The organism is Luteimonas panaciterrae (genome assembly GCF_020511115.1).
Lineage (GTDB): Bacteria > Pseudomonadota > Gammaproteobacteria > Xanthomonadales > Xanthomonadaceae > Luteimonas > Luteimonas panaciterrae.
The window spans coordinates 85,145-100,450 of sequence record NZ_JAJAVH010000016.1; the positions used below are offsets into that span (position 1 = coordinate 85,145).

Here is a 15,306-nt window from a genome sequence, read left to right on the forward strand (position 1 = left end):
CGCGGGCACTTCAGGCGCCAGCGCTTCAGTCGCGAAAAATCGCCGTCCCGCGCGAGCCGTCCGGCCGGATCCAGCCGCGATACATCCCCGCCGTGTTGAACGGCATCGCGATATTGCCGTCCGCATCGAGCGCGATCGCGCCGCCGTCGCCGCCGAGCGCGGGCACGGTGTCCATGATCACCGCATCGGCGGCCACCTGCAGACTGTCGCCGCGATAGGCGACGCGCGCGGCGATGTCGTGCGCCACCGCGCAGCGGATGAAGAACTCGCCCCAGCCCGTGCCGGACACACCGATGCGCGCATCCGCCCAGGTACCGGCGCCGATCAGCGGCGAATCGCCGACGCGGCCCCAGCGCTTGTTGGTCATGCCGCCGGTGGACGTCGCCGCGGCGATACGTCCCTGCGCATCGAGCGCCACCGCGCCGACAGTGCCGAAATACTTGCCCTTCAGGTTTTCGCCCGCCGCCGCGTCCTCGCGCTCGCGTGCCTGCGCCTGCTGCCATTCGCCGCGACGGTGTTCGGTATCGAACCAGGTGTTCGGGACGCGCACGATCTCGCCGCGGCTATCGGCGAACGCCTCCGCGCCGGCGCCGATCAGCAGCACGTGCGGGGAATGCTCCATCACCGCCCGCGCCAGCGAGACCGGATTGCGTATCGTCGTGACGCCCGCCACCGCACCGGCGCGGCCGCTGTGCCCTTCCATCAGGGACGCATCGAGTTCGTGCCGCCCTTCCGCATCGAAGACCGCACCCTTGCCGGCGTTGAAGCGCGGCGAATCCTCCAGCACGCGCACCGCTGCCTCCACCGCGTCGAGCGCGCTGCCCGCGCGCGACAGGACCGCATGGCCGGCATCCAGCGCCGCGTCGAGATCCGCGCGGATACCCTGCTCCTGCTCGACCGACAGCTGCGCGCGCTCGATGACGCCCGCGCCTCCGTGAATCACGAGTGCCGTGGGCCTGGTGGTTGCGGTCATGGTTGGAATCGGTCGCTGAACGGTTGCGCAGGATACCGTCTCCCGCGCTGTCGCCGCCCGCCTGGCGAAACGGCTCGTGCTGCACGATCTAAACAAGCCGCCGCAAGTGTCTTCAGACTGACCGAAATCGTCCTCATCCGACCAAAGCTTGGCCGATGATGCAATGCGGCAACAGAGTTCCGGCCGCCCCCGTCTACCGGTGGAACGATGCAGAGCGCGCCGTAGTCGAATCTCGGAGTGCGTCCTGGGTCAACATTCTGTATCGTCGCCCCCTACGCAGGGGAACGGCGACCGAACGCCTCGTTCGGCACCGGGGCGATGCGAATCGCAGGAAGCGCATTCACATCGCTATCGGATAAATCCGTTTTGGGAGGACGTGTGACAGACAGTGTCGAACAGGTGCTGAAGCAGCCGCGTGGCGATACCGGAGATCCGCCGCCTCCCGCGCCGCCTTCCGATTCGTTGCAGAACGCGACGGTCGCGCCGTTCTTCGAAGGCTTCGTCGACGGCGTCAGCGACGGCGTGATCCGTGGCTGGGCCTGGTTCCCGCAACATGCCGGCCATCGCGTCGTGGTCGAGGCCGTGATGCATGGCGCTGTCGTCGCCACCACGACGGCTTATCGATACCGCTCCGATCTGGAGAGCGCGGGCAAGCACGACGGCTATTACGCCTTCGCGCTCCCCTTGCAACACCTGGCTCGTACCGACGCCTCGGTTTCGCTGCATGCGCGGCACCCCGACGGCAGCAGCATCGAACTGTTCGGCAGCCCGCTCCCGAGCACGATGCTCAGCGACACGGCCGCCACACGCACGCCCGACAAGCCACCGATCGCTTTGTGCAACGCCGAATTTTTCGGCTACCTCGATACGACCTCGCACAGCAGGATCGGCGGCTGGATTCACAGAGCCGACGGCGCGCCGCAACGCGTCTCGCTGGCGGTTTACGAAGGCGATCAGTGCCTCGTCACTTTCGATGCCGATTTGTGGCGAAGCGATATCGCCGATCTGCAGCAGGGCAACGGCTTCTGCGGCTTCAGTGTTCCCACGCCCGAATCGCTGCGCGATGGAGAACTGCATGAGATCGACATCTGCATCGCCGAAACGCGCCAGCCTCTCACGGCCCGCCCGATCCGCATTCGCGAAAACAAGCGCACCATCGCCGCGCATCGTACGGCACTCGCGCCCATCGTCAGGGACGCAGTCGCGCCGGAAGTCGACATCACCTTCATCGTCAACTTCTACAACATGCGCCGCGAGGCCGAGCGCACGCTCACTTCGCTGAGCCGCCGCTACCAGCGTGGCATCGACGGTGTCACGTACGAAGTGCTGTGCATCGACAACGGCTCCAACCCGCCGCTGGACAAGGCATGGGTGGAGAGCTTCGGACCGGAGTTCAAACTCTTCCGTCCGAACCAGCTCCTGCCCTCTCCTTGCGCCGCGATCAACGAAGCCGCGCGCCAGGCACGCGGTGCACATCTGGCCATCATGATCGATGGCGCCCACGTGCTGACCCCCGGCGTGATCCGCGAAGCGATCGACGCGTTCTCCACGGATCCGCATGCGATCGTGGCGGTGCGCCATTGGTTCATCGGTGGCGATCAGCGCTGGCTTTCCGCGGTCGGCTACACGCGGGAGATGGAGGACAAGCTGTTCGAACGCATCCACTGGCCCGCGGACGGTTACCAGATGTTCTTCATCGGTGACCCCATCGGTGAAAACCCGGAGCCGTGGCTCAATGCGCTGATCGAGAGCAACTGCCTGTTCCTACCGACGGGCCTGTACGACCGCATCGGTGGCATGGACGAAGGCTTCAGCGAGCCCGGCGGCGGTTTCGCCAACCTCGATCTGCTCAAGCGCGCCGCCTCCGGCATGACGGGCGAGATCGTGTCGCTGATCGGAGAGGCGACTTTCCATCAGTTCCACGGCGGCACCACCACCAATGTCGACGACGACGAAAAGGATTTCCGCGTCCGCACCTACCAGCACAACTACCGGCAACTGCGCGGAGAGGAATTCCAGGCCATTCCGCGCGATCGCATCCGGCTTCGCGGCCGTATCCACCATGATGCGTCGGTGTCGGTCCGGCAGCGTCCGCTGTTGCCGTTGCGACTGGGCATCACCGACAAGACGCGTCCCGGCAACATCGAAATGCATTTCGATCGCGGCGCGCAGATCTATCTGCAAGCGTCCTACGCCGAATCCAATCTGCATCGGAAAACCACATGGCTGGGCCAGCCGGTCGGCGTGTCTCCAGCGGATCTGGTCAACTTCCAGGAGATCCTCAGGACCGAACGCCCGCAGTGCATCGTGACCACGTGTTCCGAGCACGGCCTGATCCTGTTCCTGGATTCGATGTTGACGATGTTCGGCCTGGAGGATTCCAGGATCGTCGTCGTCACGGACGAGCCGCTTCGCACGCAATTGCCGGCCAGGGTGCGCCTCGTCGTCGGCGATGCCTACTCCGGCGATACCTTGTCCGCGGTCCGTGGCCTGGTCGGCGCCGACGAAACCAGCCTCGTGTTCTTCTCGCCGCGCAAGGAGGATTACATTCCGGTGGAGCAGCTGCGTGCGTACGCGCAGTTCGTCTCGTTCCGGTCCTACCTCATCTTCCTCGGCTCGGTCTTCGGCCAGCCTTGGCTAGGTTATTCCTCCTATTGGTTCCAGAGCGCGATCAACGGCTTCGTAGCCTCGTCGGCATTCGTCATCGACAAGACGTGGAACCAGCATCTGATTTCCACTTCACCGAACGGTTATCTCCGCCGTGTCGGCGATGTCGGCCCCTTCGACGCCTACGATGCTTCCCTGGACAACTTGGATTCGCAATCAGGTCACGCCCCATGAACCGTTTCTGGTATCGCCACCTTCAGCCCATCATCGAAACCGTGCGGCCCAGCCGGATCATGGAAGTCGGCGCGGATCGAGGCTGGAACACCCAGCACATCCTCGAATACTGCCGCCAGCACGATTGCCACGTCGACATCATCGATCCGGCGCCGCAGCCTTCGCTGCACGAAGTCATGTCTCGCTATGGCGACGAATACACCTACCATCCGTTGCGCAGCGTCGAGGCCATCCCGTTGGTGGCGACTCCCGACATCGCCCTGCTGGATGGCGACCATAACTGGACCACCATCTACAACGAACTGACCCTGATTTTCGCAGGCGCCGCCGAAGCGGGCGTCAAGCCGCCGATCATCCTCGCGCACGACTGCGCTTGGCCCTACGCGCGCCGCGACATGTACTACAAACCCGACGACCTCGATCCCACGGAACGGCACCCTTACGCCTACCGCGGCATCCTGCCCGGCGTCTCCGAACTGGTTGAGGAAGGGCTCAACGGCGTTCTCGCCAATGCCACGCATGAAGGCGGCCCGCGCAATGGCGTCCTGACCGGCATCGAGGATTTCATCGCATCCTCCCCGCATCCGATCCACGACTTCATCCTGCCGTTCTTCAACGGCCTGGGCATCTTCGTGCCGGAATCGCGCATGACGCCGCAATTGCGCGCGTTGATCGACAGTTTCTTCACGGCCGAAGCATTGCTGCAGGCATGCATCGCGATCGAGAACGACTCCATGCACCTGCGCGCGATGCTGCAACAGACCGAGGGACGGCTGACACGTCGCACGGACGCGCTCAAGCGCGCGCGCGAATTGCTGGCCCAGCAGGCCGCATTGATCGAAACGCTACAGGCCCGCATCGACGACGCGGACACCGTCCTCGCGAGCTGAGATTCCGCAGCTTGTCCAACGGCCCGGTCGCATGCGCACGATGCGACCGGGCCGTTTTCACGCGGCGCGCGCCGATCGTTTCAGATGACCAGCGGCCCCTGCTGCACCGGATAGCTCGACGGTGCGAAGAACCAGGACTCGATCGCCCAGCGATCCTTGGTGCGGCCCGGCGGCAGACCGGTGCGGTGCAGGAACAGATGATCGAACAGCAGCGCATCGCCGGCCTGGAATTCCGGCGTAGTGATCGGCGTGCCCTCCGCGCTGATCTCGGCCAGGCCATGCCCCACCGACCACGGAAAGTAGGCGCCGTGGGTGCCGGTTTCGAGGATGCGCGGAATGCGGCGCGGGACGACGTCCAGCCCGGAAGCATCGACGCCACAAGGCGTCAGCGCGACCCAGACATTCATGCTGCGCACGTCCGCGCCGAGGAAGGCGCCGTCCTGATGCCAGTCGGTGTGGTTCAAGGATGCCGCGACGCGGCGCAGCGTCGACTTGCCCATCGACAACGCCGGCCGCTCGCCAAGATATTCGGCGATCAGGCTGACGATGCGCTTGCGTTCGAACAGCTCGATCAGATTGAACAGATTGCGCGGCGAATCTGCGGTCCACACGGCGCCCGAGGATTCCACCCACTCGCGGGATTTCCCCAATTCGGTGCCTTCCGGATGCGGGTACGGCGTGTACCAGGCCGCTTCCTCATCCGTGGCATGTCCACCGAGCGCGGCATCGCGCGCGGCCATCGCCCGGTCGATGCCGGCCGCGTAACGTTCTGCTTCCTCGACCGAGAACAGCCCGCGCACGAGGACATGGCCGTGATGCAGGATGCCGCCGGCAAGCGTTTGCAGATTCAGCTGATCCGGCGTGATTTCATACAGTCCGCCCACGCCGGGACGCGGATCTTCGGCGTACGGCGGCCACTCCGGCCGTGGCTGTGACTTGTCCAGATCGGCGAAGGCCGCGCTGCGCCATTGCACCAGGCGGGATTCCAAAGTCGCGTCGCGCTGACGGCGAATTTGTTCAACGGCGCGGTCGATCGCCTCCAGATAGCGACCCGACGCGGCCAGCCGCTCGGCTTCGCCGAACACCTGTCGTTCCGCTTCGGGCGCGATGCGATCGCTTTCCAGGAAAGTTGACATGACCTCTTCCCGTTCCGAGACGAGACAAGGATAACAGTTCGACGGTGACGGGCAGAGGCTTCTCGACGCGCCCGCTCATCACGTCATCCACGTTCATGTCCGCGATGCCGCGATGCGGCATCACTGCTGTCGCAATGCCTCGATCGGATCCAGCTGCGAAGCCTTCCGCGCGGGGTAGTAGCCGAAGAACAAGCCCGTCGCGATCGAGAACGCGGCCGCGAGCCCGACGACCTGAACGTTCAGCGCCACCGGAAGCTCGCTGAACTTGCCCACCAGCAACGCGCCGACGATGCCGATAGCGATGCCGATGACGCCGCCGATCAGCGAGATCAGCATCGCCTCGGCGAGAAACTGCCGGCGCACGTCGCTCGGCGCGGCGCCGACGGCCATGCGCAGGCCGATCTCGCGGATGCGCTCGGTCACCGAGACCAGCATGATGTTCATGATGCCGATGCCGCCGACGATCAGGCAGATGGTCGCCACCGCGCCGAGCAATTTCGACATCAGATCGGTGGTGGCGGTGCGCGTCTTCACGATCTCGCTGATGTTGCGGACGTTGAAGTCGTCGTCGTCACCGGGCTTGATCTTGTGACGCTGGCGCAGCAGCGCCTCGATCTCGGTCTGCACGTAGGCCAGGTCCTTGGCGTCGGCGACGGTGAGCGAGATCTGCATCACCGCGCTCGGGGGCAGGCCCATCATGCCCATCAGACGGCGGCGCCCGGTTTCCAGCGGCACCATCACCACGTCGTCCTGATCCTGGCCGAAGCCGCCCTGGCCTTTCGGTGCCAGCGTGCCGATCACGGTGAAGGGCACGCGGCCCAGACGGATGGTCTGTCCGATGCCGTCGTCGTCACCGAACAACGTGCGGCGCACGGTGTCGCCGAGGATCACTTCCTTGGCCGCGCTGCTGTAGTCCTGCGCGTCGAACAGAGCGCCGTTGGCCACGCTCCAGCCGTTGATGTCGAAGAAATCCGGCTGTACGGCCTGCCAGTTGGTCGCGGCGTTGTTTTCCGCGTACACGACCTGGGTGCTGCCGCGCAATGCACCGGCCACGTATTGCACTTCCGGGATTTCGGTGCGGATCGCGTCGACGTCGCCCTCGGTAAGCGTGAAGAAACTGCTCGCGCTCATGCGCACGCCGCCGGCACCGCGACCCGCACCGGGATTGATGTCCAGGCGCTGCGACCCGAGACCGGATACCAGCTTGTCGATCTCCCGCTGCGTGCCCTGCCCCACCGACACCATCACGATCACGGCGGCGATGCCGATGATCACCCCGAGCGAGGTCAATGCGCTGCGCATCCAGTTGCCGCGCAAGGCATAGATGGCGGTGCGGAGGATGTCGGTGAAGTTCATACAAAGCCTCTTGGTCGTAATGCTCTGCCATCCTTGGCGCAACTTAACTGCCTTGCGGATCGCCCTGCCCGGCCATCCTTGGCCGGGCGCTCGGAGCCGCAGCTGATGCCGATAGGGCATCAGCTAAGCGCGGCCCCTCCCCCTTCGGGATGCAGCTCGCCATCGTGCATGACGTAGATGCGATCGGCGTGCGCGGCGACGTCGGCATCGTGGGTGATCAGCACCACGGTGTGGTCCTCGTCGCGCAGGCTCTTGAACAGCGACAGGATTTCCTCGCCGGTGCGGCTGTCGAGCGCGCCGGTGGGTTCGTCGGCGAGCAGGATCGGCGGACGATTGATCAGGGCGCGCGCGATCGCCACGCGCTGCTGCTGGCCACCGGACAATTCGCTGGGACGATGGTCCGCGCGTTCGGACAGACCCACCGCGGCCAGCGCCTCGCGTCCCAGGCGCAGACGCTCGTGCGGCGGCACCTGCGCGTAGGCCAGCGGCATCGCGACGTTCTCCAGAGCATTCATGCGCGGCAGCAGATTGAAGCCCTGGAAGACGAAACCGATCTTCTCGCGGCGCAGCATCGCCAGTTCCTCGGCATCGAGGGTGGCTACGTCGACACCGTCACAGGCGTAACGTCCGGTACTCGGCGTATCGAGACAGCCGATCAGATTCATCAGCGTCGATTTGCCGGAACCCGACGGCCCCATGATGGCGACGAAATCGCCACGCGCGATGCGCAGGTTCACGCCCCTGAGCGCCACCACTTCCGCCTCGCTGCCGGGCGAATAAACCTTGCCCAGGTCATGCGTCTCGATGACGGCCGCCGCTTCCCGGCCTGTCGCAGCCCGGCTTGTGACAGCCTCGCTCATTGCGCGGCACGCTCGCCGGTGACGACCTGGTCGCCCTGACGGACGTCGCCGGAAATCTCGGTGCTGGTGCCGTCGCTGACGCCCACGCGCACCATGATCCGCTGCGGCTTGCCATTGACGAGCTTGAACAGCGGCGCGCGCTTGGCGCCGATCAAGGCCGAGATCTGCGCGTCCCATTTCTTCTGCTGGTCCGCATTGAGCGTGGCGCGGAAGGCGGCGAATTGCTGATTCATGCGTTCGGCCATGCGCTGACGCATCTGTCCCTGCGCATCGCCGCTGCCGCCCATCGTGATGCGCATGCCGCCCGGCCCACCGCCGCGCCCGAACAGGGTGCTGCCACCGTTGCCGGCCTGCGGCGCCGTGCGCGCGGCGATGCGCTCACGCACGGCAGCGATCGCCTTGTCGAATTCGGCCTGCTGCTGTGCATTGAGTCCGAGTTCGGCCGCGGTGCGGCTGAGATCGTCGACCATGCCGCTGCCACCGGCGGCCCGCGGTGCTTCCGGTGCCGCGTTGTCGTCTTCGGCTGGCTTGTAGCGCAGCGCCGCGTTCGACACCTTGAGCACGTTGCTGCGCTTGCTCACTTCGATTTCGGCATTCACCGTCAGGCCTGGCAGCAATGTGCCGTCGCTGTTGTTCACGGTCACGATGACCGGATAGGTGACGACGTTGTTGGTGGTGGTGGCCGACAGCCGCACCTGTTCCACCGTGCCCTTGAACTGTCGATCGGGAAACGCATCGGCGGTGAAGGACACCGCCTGCCCGACCTTGAGCTGGCCGATGTCGGACTCGTCCACGGCCAGCTCGATCTGCATCTTGCTGAGGTCCTCGGCGATCTTGAACAGCTCCGGCGTGTTCAAGCTGGCCGCCACGGTCTGACCGGGCTCGATTGAGCGCGTGAGCACCACGCCGTTGACCGGCGAGCGGATCACGGTGCGTTCGAGATTGATGCGCGTGGTCTGCGTGGAGGCGGTCTGCGAGCGGATCGTCGCCTGCGCGGCGTTCACCTGCGCCTGCGCCTGATCGCGTGCGGCGCGCGCGAGGTCGACGTCGCTCTTGGCGACGAGCTGTTGCTGGACCAGTTCGGACTTGCGCTGGAAATCGAGTTCGGCATTCCGCAGTGTCGCCTGCGCCTGCCGCAGCGAGGCCTCGGCGTTGGCGATCTGCGCCGCGCCCTGCGTGATCTGCGCCTCGTAGCTGCTGGGATCGATGCGGGCGATGACCTGGTCTTTCTCGACCTTGTCGTTGTAGTCGACCAGCACGTCGGTGACCTGTCCTGAAATCTGGCTGCCGACGGTGACCGTGGAGATCGCGCTCAAGGTGCCGGTCGCGGAAATCGCCACGCGGATGTCGCCGCGTTCCACCGGCGTCGTGCGCCAGGCGCCTTCCTCGGCCACGGCCTTGTGTTTCTGCCAATACCAGAGCCCTACTCCGACAAGGGCGAGGACCGCCACGACGATCACGATGCGGCGCAATGTGCGCGAAGATGACTTTCGGGCGCTTGACTGACCTGCTCTTGACGGACTTGTTGTGCTCATGCGGTCGCTATGGTGAGAGCCGATACCCAACAACGCGTCAGGCCGGCCTTGGTTGACAGGTGCGTGGCGGGCGTATTTCGAGGGAGGGTTCGGGCTGGGTCAATGGCAAGTGCCCGAAAGCGGGATGGAGCGCCGTAAGCAGGATCGCATGCTGTGGCGAAAGTTCCCGATTGCGCCGACTTTCGTTCCGGCGCCGGTCGGGCGCTATCCGATCAGGTGCCTGGTGAACCCGATCGTCGCCGTGGTGCCGACGCCCGGCGCGCTATCCAGCGTGACCTGCCAGCCGAAGCGCTCGCCCAGCCGACGCACGATCGACAGGCCCATGCCCTTGCCTCCGCGCCCGAAGATGTCGGCGCGATAGAACGGGTCGTAGGCCTTGCTGAGGATTTCCGGCGACATGCCGATGCCGGTGTCCTGCACGATGATGCGATCGTTCTCGAGGATCACCTCCACGCGGCCCTGGTCGGTGAACGTGCAGGCGTTGTCGAGCAGCTTGTCGAGGATCACCGCCAGCGCGCGCGGCGAGGCGTACAGGCGCGGCGAGGCATACGCGGTCACCACCAGTTCGACCGGCTTGTTGCGCAAGCGCGCGCGTGCCTTCTCGGCTTCGTCGTCGACCACGGCGCTGACGTCGAAATCCTCCAGCAGCGCGCTGTCGCCGTCCTCGCGCGCGAGGATCAGGAAGGCGTCGATCACCGCTTCCATGTCGCGGCCGGCGCGCTGCATGCGCGACAGCGCGCGCTGCGACCGCGGCGAGGTTTCCGGATCAGCGATCATCATGTCGGTGGCGACACGGATCACGGTGAGCGGCGTGCGCAGTTCGTGGCTGGCGTCGCGAGTGAAATCGCGCTCGCGGCGGACGAAGTCGTGCACGCGCTCGATGAGTCCGCGCAATGCCGCGCTGAGCTGCCCGACCTCGCTGCGGTCGTCGTCCGGAACGCGGCTGCGCGCCAGCAGATTCGCCATGGCGCCGGTGTCCGGGTCGCCAGGCTGCCAGCGCGAGACCTGCTCGGCCAGCCAGTTCACCGGCGTCACCAGACGCTTGGAGATGCGGTAGGTGACCCAGGTCGCGGCGACGACCGCGAGCAGCGCCAGCAGGATCGAGATCGTGGCGGTCCAGATCACGGTCGCATCGGTCACGGGAAAGGACATGACGATGTACAGCCGCCCCTGCGGCCGTTGTTCGAGCAGGACCTTGTAGCGCGTCCCCGGCAACTTCGACACGCCGGGCTGGATGCCGCGCAGTTCCCGCGGCAATGCATTGGGCGAGGCGCCGGGCGCCAGAAAATAGCTGCGCACGGTCGAGGTCGTCGGCAGCGGGAAACGCGGATTGGTCGCGCGGCCGGTCCAGTAGTACTGCGCCTCGGCGCGCAGCCGCTCCACGCTCGCCATCTCGCGGACGATGGCACCAGCGACGACGATACCGATGGCGATGGCAAGACTCATCAGCACCGCCTGCAAGATGAAGGCGTAGCGGAGCTTGCGTGGCAACCCCTGGGGCATGGCGGGACCGTGCGGAGGGTCCGCAAGCTTACATCAAGACTCCCTCCCGTCAGGAGGGGGGTTGCTCGATGTCAGCGATGCGATATCCAGCGCTCTGCACGGTGTGCAGGAGCTGCTTGCCGTAGGGCTTGTCGATGGTCTTGCGCAGGTTGTAGAGGTGGCTGCGCAGGGTGTCGGAATCCGGAAGGCTGTTGCCCCAGATCTCGCGCTCGATCTCCTGTCGGTTGACCACCCGCGGCGACTCGCGCATCAGGATGGTCAGCAACTTCAGGCCGATCGGCGAGAGCTGCAGTTCCACCCCGCCACGCGTGGCGCGCAGGGAGGCCGGATCGAGCACCAGATCGGCGACCTTCAGCACCTCCGAGCCGACCTGCCGGCGCTCGCGGCGGATCAGCGCGCGCAGGCGCGCCTCCAGCTCCTGAATCGCGAACGGCTTGGTGAGGTAGTCGTCGGCCCCGGCACCCAGGCCGGTGAGCTTCTCATCGAGGGTGTCGCGGGCGGTCAGCATCAGCACCGGCGTCGACTTGCGCGCCTCCTCGCGCAGGCGCTTGCAGACTTCGATGCCGTCCAGGCGCGGCAGCATCAGATCCAGCACGACCACGTCGTAGCTGTTCTCGGACGCCAGCCGGTAGCCGTCGAGCCCGTCGGTGGCATAGTCGACCTCGAAACCCCGCCCCTCGAGGTACTCACCCACCATCTCCGAAATATTGCGGTTGTCCTCGACGATCAGGACAAGCCCGCTTGGTTCTTGTGATCCGCGCATACCTGCTCCTGAGTCCCGAGACTGTGCAAGACGATCTTCACCAGCGTTCCCGCCTTCACGACCATCCTGATGCCCCGGAACCCAATCGTTAATGAAGGCCCCTTCAGCTTTGTGAAGGGTGGGGGGCCGCGAGTGGAGAAAGCGTGAAGGCGGTTAACCTTTTCACCCCATCCGACCCCTCCCTGCGACCTTCCACCATGCCGACCCTGTCCGAACGCCTCCTGCCCGTCATTCTGCTGATCGGTTCGAACGTCTTCATGACGTTCGCCTGGTACGGGCATCTGAAGTACAAATCCTCGCCCCTGATGCTCGCGGTGCTGGTGAGCTGGGGCATCGCCTTCTTCGAATACTGCCTGCAGGTGCCGGCGAATCGCCTCGGCAGCGCCGTGTACTCGGCGCCGCAGCTCAAGGGCATGCAGGAAGTGATCACGCTGCTGGTGTTCGCCGTCTTCTCGGCGACCTATCTCGGCCAGGCGCTGAAGTGGAACCACTGGGCCGGCTTCGCGCTCATCGCGGTGGCGGCGTGGCTGATCTTCCTGGAGTGACTTCCTGGAATGACGGTCCTCAGGGCGTCGCGGCGAGCGCCTCGAGCTTCTTGAAGGTCTCCGCCGCCGACGCTCCCACCGCCGACCCGGTATCGGTATGCGCACGGCGGTGCGACCACGAGTGGTAGTCGTTCTGCACCACGAACACGTTCTGCCCGCGCGTCACGTAATCGGTCTTGATGCTCAGGATCACATGATCGATGCGATCGAGCCCGGCCTGCTTGGCCACCAGCAGCATGCTCGCGGCCAGTCGCTCGCTGGCCTCGTCCGGCGTCCGGCCCAGGCTGGCATCGAGCTTGTGCACTGCGGCCAGGCTCTGCCGGTACAGATTGTGGTCCGGATGCGTGGCGCTGGTGGGATCGAACGACGGCGGCCTGGGCGGTGAAGCCGCGGCACGCGACTCCATCCGCGGCCTGGGCTCGCTCGGCAGGGCTTCCGGCGTCTCCGCATCCTCGCGCGGCCCTTCGAAACGGAAGCGGAAGGCATCGATCTGCTTGGGATCGAGCATGCGCAGCGCGACGCCCGGCGCATCCCCGTCCTCGAACACGTGCACTTCCACGCCCATGATCTCGCCAAGGGTGGCGTACACGCTGTTGTCGTCGACGCCTTCCTCGCCCGCGTCCGGATAGTCGGCATCCTGGCGATTCAACAGCGGCAACAGCGAAGCCGCCGAATTCCATCGCAGCAGCGCCTCGGTCGCGTCACCGACGAATACCGCCAGCGTCTTCTGCCCTTCCCAGTACAGCGCGCTGTCGTTGAACTCGGTGCGCTCCGGCGCCATCCACAGCCCTTCCACTGGCGCATGGATGTAGTGCCACGCCTGCAACGCATGCCCATCCTTCGCATCCAGCCCGAACTGCAGCGCGGCGCCCGTGGCGCGATCGGTGATCAGGCCGTGCAGTTCCGCCAGGGGTATTCCCGTCGACAGATCGCGCAGCAACCAGTAGTTGTGACTGACCGATAGTTCCTTGACGCGGTACAACCGCGCCTCGATCGAATATTTCGCCATTGCGGTGGTGTCTTCTTCCGTGTGTCGCTGTTTGCGGGTAGAGGGGACTTAAAAAAGCGGGCTTAGAACTTGATCTTCCCGGCGATGATGTCCTTGAACATCACCCAGTCGCCGATGAAGGAATAGATCGGATGCTTGAACGTCGCCGGACGATTCTTCTCGAAGAAGAAATGCCCCACCCAGGCGAAGCCGTAGCCGCAAAACAACGCGGCCAACAGCCACCAGCCGTTGCCCAGCACGATCGCGGCGACCACCAGCCCCAGCACGCCGCAGCTGCCGATGAAATGCAGGCGTCGCGAGGTGCGGTTGCTGTGCTCGCTCAGATAGAACGGATAGAACTCTCGGAAATTGGCAAAGCGTGACATGACGGCATTCCTCTAACGAATCGCTCTCGCCCACGTGCGGTTGCGCAAAAACACGGCCAGTGCCGCCAGCAACCAGAGCAGGCCGAACGTGCCGGTGAACCAGTAATCGCGGCCGCTCTGGTATTCCACCCATGCCGAATACAGGAAGACACCGCCCATGATCGCGATCAGCAGCGGCGCCGACCACAGATAACGGCGGCCCGCCGTGTAAGCCGCGCCGGCTTTGTGGTTCAAGGCTTCGATGTGACCGATGCGGATGCTGCATTCGCCCCCGCAGGACAAGCCGAAGCCCAGATCCTCGGCGCAACCCTCCGCGCAAAGCCCTTTGCCGCAGCCCCGGCAGACGCCCACCGCGGCACGATCATGGTGCTTGTAGCACTGCATGGAACCTCCCGTTCTCGATTTAGGAATCTCAAGGCAATGCGAGATTGCTCAGCTTCCCTGGACCTTCTCCTTGGCCTTGGCCCGGTCCCAATACGCATCCTGCACCGTCAGCGGCAGTTTCTGCAACTCGACGCCATCGGCTGCCGCCAGCGTCTCCATCGCCCGGAAGCGACGCTCGAACTTGAGATTGGCGCGGCGCAGCGCGTTGCCGACATCCACCTTGGCGTGACGCGCGAGATTGGCGCAGACGAACAGCAGATCGCCGATTTCGTCCTCCAACCGGTCACGCGCGCTTGCGTCCTGCGGATCGGCCGCGATGGCGGCGAACTCCACGCGCACTTCATCGATTTCCTCATGAAGTTTCTCGATCACCGGCTCCGGCCCGGGCCAATCGAACCCAACCCTCGCGGCGCGATTCTGCAACTTGATCGCACGCTGCCACTCCGGCAGCCCGCGCGAGATGCCGGCCAAGGCTGAAGTGTCGCTTTCACCGGCATCGCGACGCTCCGCCTGCTTGATCTGCTCCCACGCCAACTTCACCGCATCGGCATCATTGTGCGCTGCACTGCCGAACACGTGCGGATGACGACGCAGCATCTTTTCGCTGATCGCATCGACCACGTCACCGAAAGCGAAGGCACCCTCCTCCTTCGCCATCTGCGCGTGGAAGACCACTTGCAGCAGCAGATCGCCGAGCTCGTCCTTGAGCGCTGTCAGATCGTTGCGATCGATGGCATCGGCGACTTCGTACGCTTCCTCGATCGTGTATGGCGCGATCGTGGAGAAATCCTGCTCGAGGTCCCAGGGGCAGCCGCCATTCGGGTCGCGCAGGCGGGACATGATGTCGAGGAGGTTTTGGATGTTGTTTTCTGCCACGGAAGAGTTTCCGGTTGCTCTTTGGTTGGAACCTTAAAGCAAAAGCGTTCCGTCCGCTGTCGCAGCTTTGCTCGTCATCCCAGCGGAAGCTGGGATCCATTTGGCTGTTGCCTTTGCTGTTGCTGTTGAAAGATCAAAAGCGTTTCGCCCCTGAAGGGGCGAGTTCATTTCTTTTGGTAAGCCCCACTGCACGCGCAGGAGCGCGTGCGAACGGCGAAGCCGGCTCCGAAGGGGTGAGCGCCATGGATGGCGCGAATCAAAGAAACGAAC

At 65.0% G+C, this 15,306-nt stretch carries 15 protein-coding genes; 4 read left to right on the forward strand and 11 right to left on the reverse strand.

What is annotated here, in order from left to right; translation table 11 throughout:
• Positions 1-25 precede the first annotated feature (25 nt).
• Positions 26-973 carry an isoaspartyl peptidase/L-asparaginase family protein gene (locus LG367_RS16630; protein WP_226470383.1) on the reverse strand — a complete coding sequence of 316 codons (948 nt, stop codon included), beginning with the start codon at positions 971-973 and terminating at the stop codon, positions 26-28.
• A 378-nt stretch (positions 974-1,351) separates the two neighbouring features.
• Here LG367_RS16630 and LG367_RS16635 point away from each other — a divergent pair, with 378 nt between their 5' ends.
• Together LG367_RS16635 and LG367_RS16640 are read left to right on the forward strand one after the other, a co-directional pair.
• Positions 1,352-3,814 carry a CmcI family methyltransferase gene (locus tag LG367_RS16635; RefSeq protein WP_226470384.1) on the forward strand — a complete coding sequence of 821 codons (2,463 nt, stop codon included), beginning with the start codon at positions 1,352-1,354 and terminating at the stop codon, positions 3,812-3,814.
• Positions 3,811-4,704: a class I SAM-dependent methyltransferase gene (locus tag LG367_RS16640; protein WP_226470385.1), complete on the forward strand. Its 894-nt coding sequence runs from the start codon at positions 3,811-3,813 to the stop codon at positions 4,702-4,704. The genes LG367_RS16635 and LG367_RS16640 overlap by 4 nt, the downstream gene beginning before the upstream one ends.
• 80 nt (positions 4,705-4,784) lie before the next feature.
• Here the strand turns inward: LG367_RS16640 and LG367_RS16645 are convergent, their stop codons facing one another.
• The 6 genes from LG367_RS16645 to LG367_RS16670 form a co-directional block, all read right to left on the reverse strand.
• Positions 4,785-5,840 carry a phytanoyl-CoA dioxygenase family protein gene (locus tag LG367_RS16645; RefSeq protein WP_226470386.1) on the reverse strand — a complete coding sequence of 352 codons (1,056 nt, stop codon included), beginning with the start codon at positions 5,838-5,840 and terminating at the stop codon, positions 4,785-4,787.
• Positions 5,841-5,960: 120 nt separating this feature from the next.
• On the reverse strand, positions 5,961-7,196 hold the full coding sequence (locus LG367_RS16650; RefSeq protein WP_226470387.1) for an ABC transporter permease: 1,236 nt from the start codon (positions 7,194-7,196) through the stop codon (positions 5,961-5,963).
• 119 nt (positions 7,197-7,315) lie between these two features.
• A complete protein-coding gene (locus LG367_RS16655; RefSeq protein WP_226470388.1) occupies positions 7,316-8,056 on the reverse strand; it encodes an ABC transporter ATP-binding protein in 741 nt (246 codons plus the stop codon).
• A complete protein-coding gene (locus LG367_RS16660; RefSeq protein ID WP_226470389.1) occupies positions 8,053-9,507 on the reverse strand; it encodes an efflux RND transporter periplasmic adaptor subunit in 1,455 nt (484 codons plus the stop codon). The genes LG367_RS16655 and LG367_RS16660 overlap by 4 nt, the downstream gene beginning before the upstream one ends.
• Positions 9,508-9,795: 288 nt before the next feature.
• Positions 9,796-11,094 (reverse strand): sensor histidine kinase, encoded by a 1,299-nt coding sequence (locus LG367_RS16665; protein WP_226470390.1) that lies wholly within the window; start codon positions 11,092-11,094, stop codon positions 9,796-9,798.
• A 49-nt stretch (positions 11,095-11,143) separates the two neighbouring features.
• Entirely contained in the window at positions 11,144-11,857 is a 714-nt protein-coding gene (locus LG367_RS16670; RefSeq protein ID WP_226470391.1) for a response regulator transcription factor, read from the reverse strand.
• 197 nt (positions 11,858-12,054) lie between these two features.
• Here LG367_RS16670 and LG367_RS16675 point away from each other — a divergent pair, with 197 nt between their 5' ends.
• Entirely contained in the window at positions 12,055-12,402 is a 348-nt protein-coding gene (locus tag LG367_RS16675) for a DMT family protein (RefSeq protein WP_226470392.1), read from the forward strand.
• A gap of 19 nt (positions 12,403-12,421) precedes the next feature.
• Here the strand turns inward: LG367_RS16675 and LG367_RS16680 are convergent, their stop codons facing one another.
• From LG367_RS16680 to mazG, 4 genes are all read right to left on the reverse strand, one after another.
• A complete protein-coding gene (locus LG367_RS16680) occupies positions 12,422-13,411 on the reverse strand; it encodes an XVIPCD domain-containing protein (protein WP_226470393.1) in 990 nt (329 codons plus the stop codon).
• Positions 13,412-13,473: 62 nt separating this feature from the next.
• Entirely contained in the window at positions 13,474-13,776 is a 303-nt protein-coding gene (locus LG367_RS16685; protein WP_226470394.1) for an Mpo1-like protein, read from the reverse strand.
• 12 nt (positions 13,777-13,788) lie between these two features.
• The gene (locus LG367_RS16690) at positions 13,789-14,160 is read right to left on the reverse strand and encodes a hypothetical protein (RefSeq protein WP_226470395.1); all 372 of its coding nucleotides are present in this window, start codon (positions 14,158-14,160) and stop codon (positions 13,789-13,791) included.
• Between the two features lie 48 nt (positions 14,161-14,208).
• On the reverse strand, positions 14,209-15,036 hold the full coding sequence (gene mazG / locus LG367_RS16695) for a nucleoside triphosphate pyrophosphohydrolase (RefSeq protein WP_226470396.1): 828 nt from the start codon (positions 15,034-15,036) through the stop codon (positions 14,209-14,211).
• A gap of 14 nt (positions 15,037-15,050) precedes the next feature.
• Here mazG and LG367_RS16700 point away from each other — a divergent pair.
• A partial coding sequence (locus tag LG367_RS16700; protein WP_226470397.1) for a hypothetical protein occupies positions 15,051-15,306 on the forward strand: 256 nt, incomplete at its 3' end.

Bases quoted from the DNA above. Each gene is read 5' to 3' on its own strand.
- LG367_RS16630 (WP_226470383.1), bottom strand. From the start codon at position 973: ATGACCGCAACCACCAGGCCCACGGCACTCGTGATTCACGGAGGCGCG.
- LG367_RS16640 (WP_226470385.1), top strand. From the start codon at position 3,811: ATGAACCGTTTCTGGTATCGCCACCTTCAGCCCATCATCGAAACCGTG.
- LG367_RS16645 (WP_226470386.1), bottom strand. From the start codon at position 5,840: ATGTCAACTTTCCTGGAAAGCGATCGCATCGCGCCCGAAGCGGAACGA.
- LG367_RS16650 (WP_226470387.1), bottom strand. From the start codon at position 7,196: ATGAACTTCACCGACATCCTCCGCACCGCCATCTATGCCTTGCGCGGC.
- LG367_RS16655 (WP_226470388.1), bottom strand. From the start codon at position 8,056: ATGAGCGAGGCTGTCACAAGCCGGGCTGCGACAGGCCGGGAAGCGGCG.
- LG367_RS16665 (WP_226470390.1), bottom strand. From the start codon at position 11,094: ATGCCCCAGGGGTTGCCACGCAAGCTCCGCTACGCCTTCATCTTGCAG.
- LG367_RS16670 (WP_226470391.1), bottom strand. From the start codon at position 11,857: ATGCGCGGATCACAAGAACCAAGCGGGCTTGTCCTGATCGTCGAGGAC.
- LG367_RS16675 (WP_226470392.1), top strand. From the start codon at position 12,055: ATGCCGACCCTGTCCGAACGCCTCCTGCCCGTCATTCTGCTGATCGGT.
- LG367_RS16680 (WP_226470393.1), bottom strand. From the start codon at position 13,411: ATGGCGAAATATTCGATCGAGGCGCGGTTGTACCGCGTCAAGGAACTA.
- LG367_RS16685 (WP_226470394.1), bottom strand. From the start codon at position 13,776: ATGTCACGCTTTGCCAATTTCCGAGAGTTCTATCCGTTCTATCTGAGC.
- LG367_RS16690 (WP_226470395.1), bottom strand. From the start codon at position 14,160: ATGCAGTGCTACAAGCACCATGATCGTGCCGCGGTGGGCGTCTGCCGG.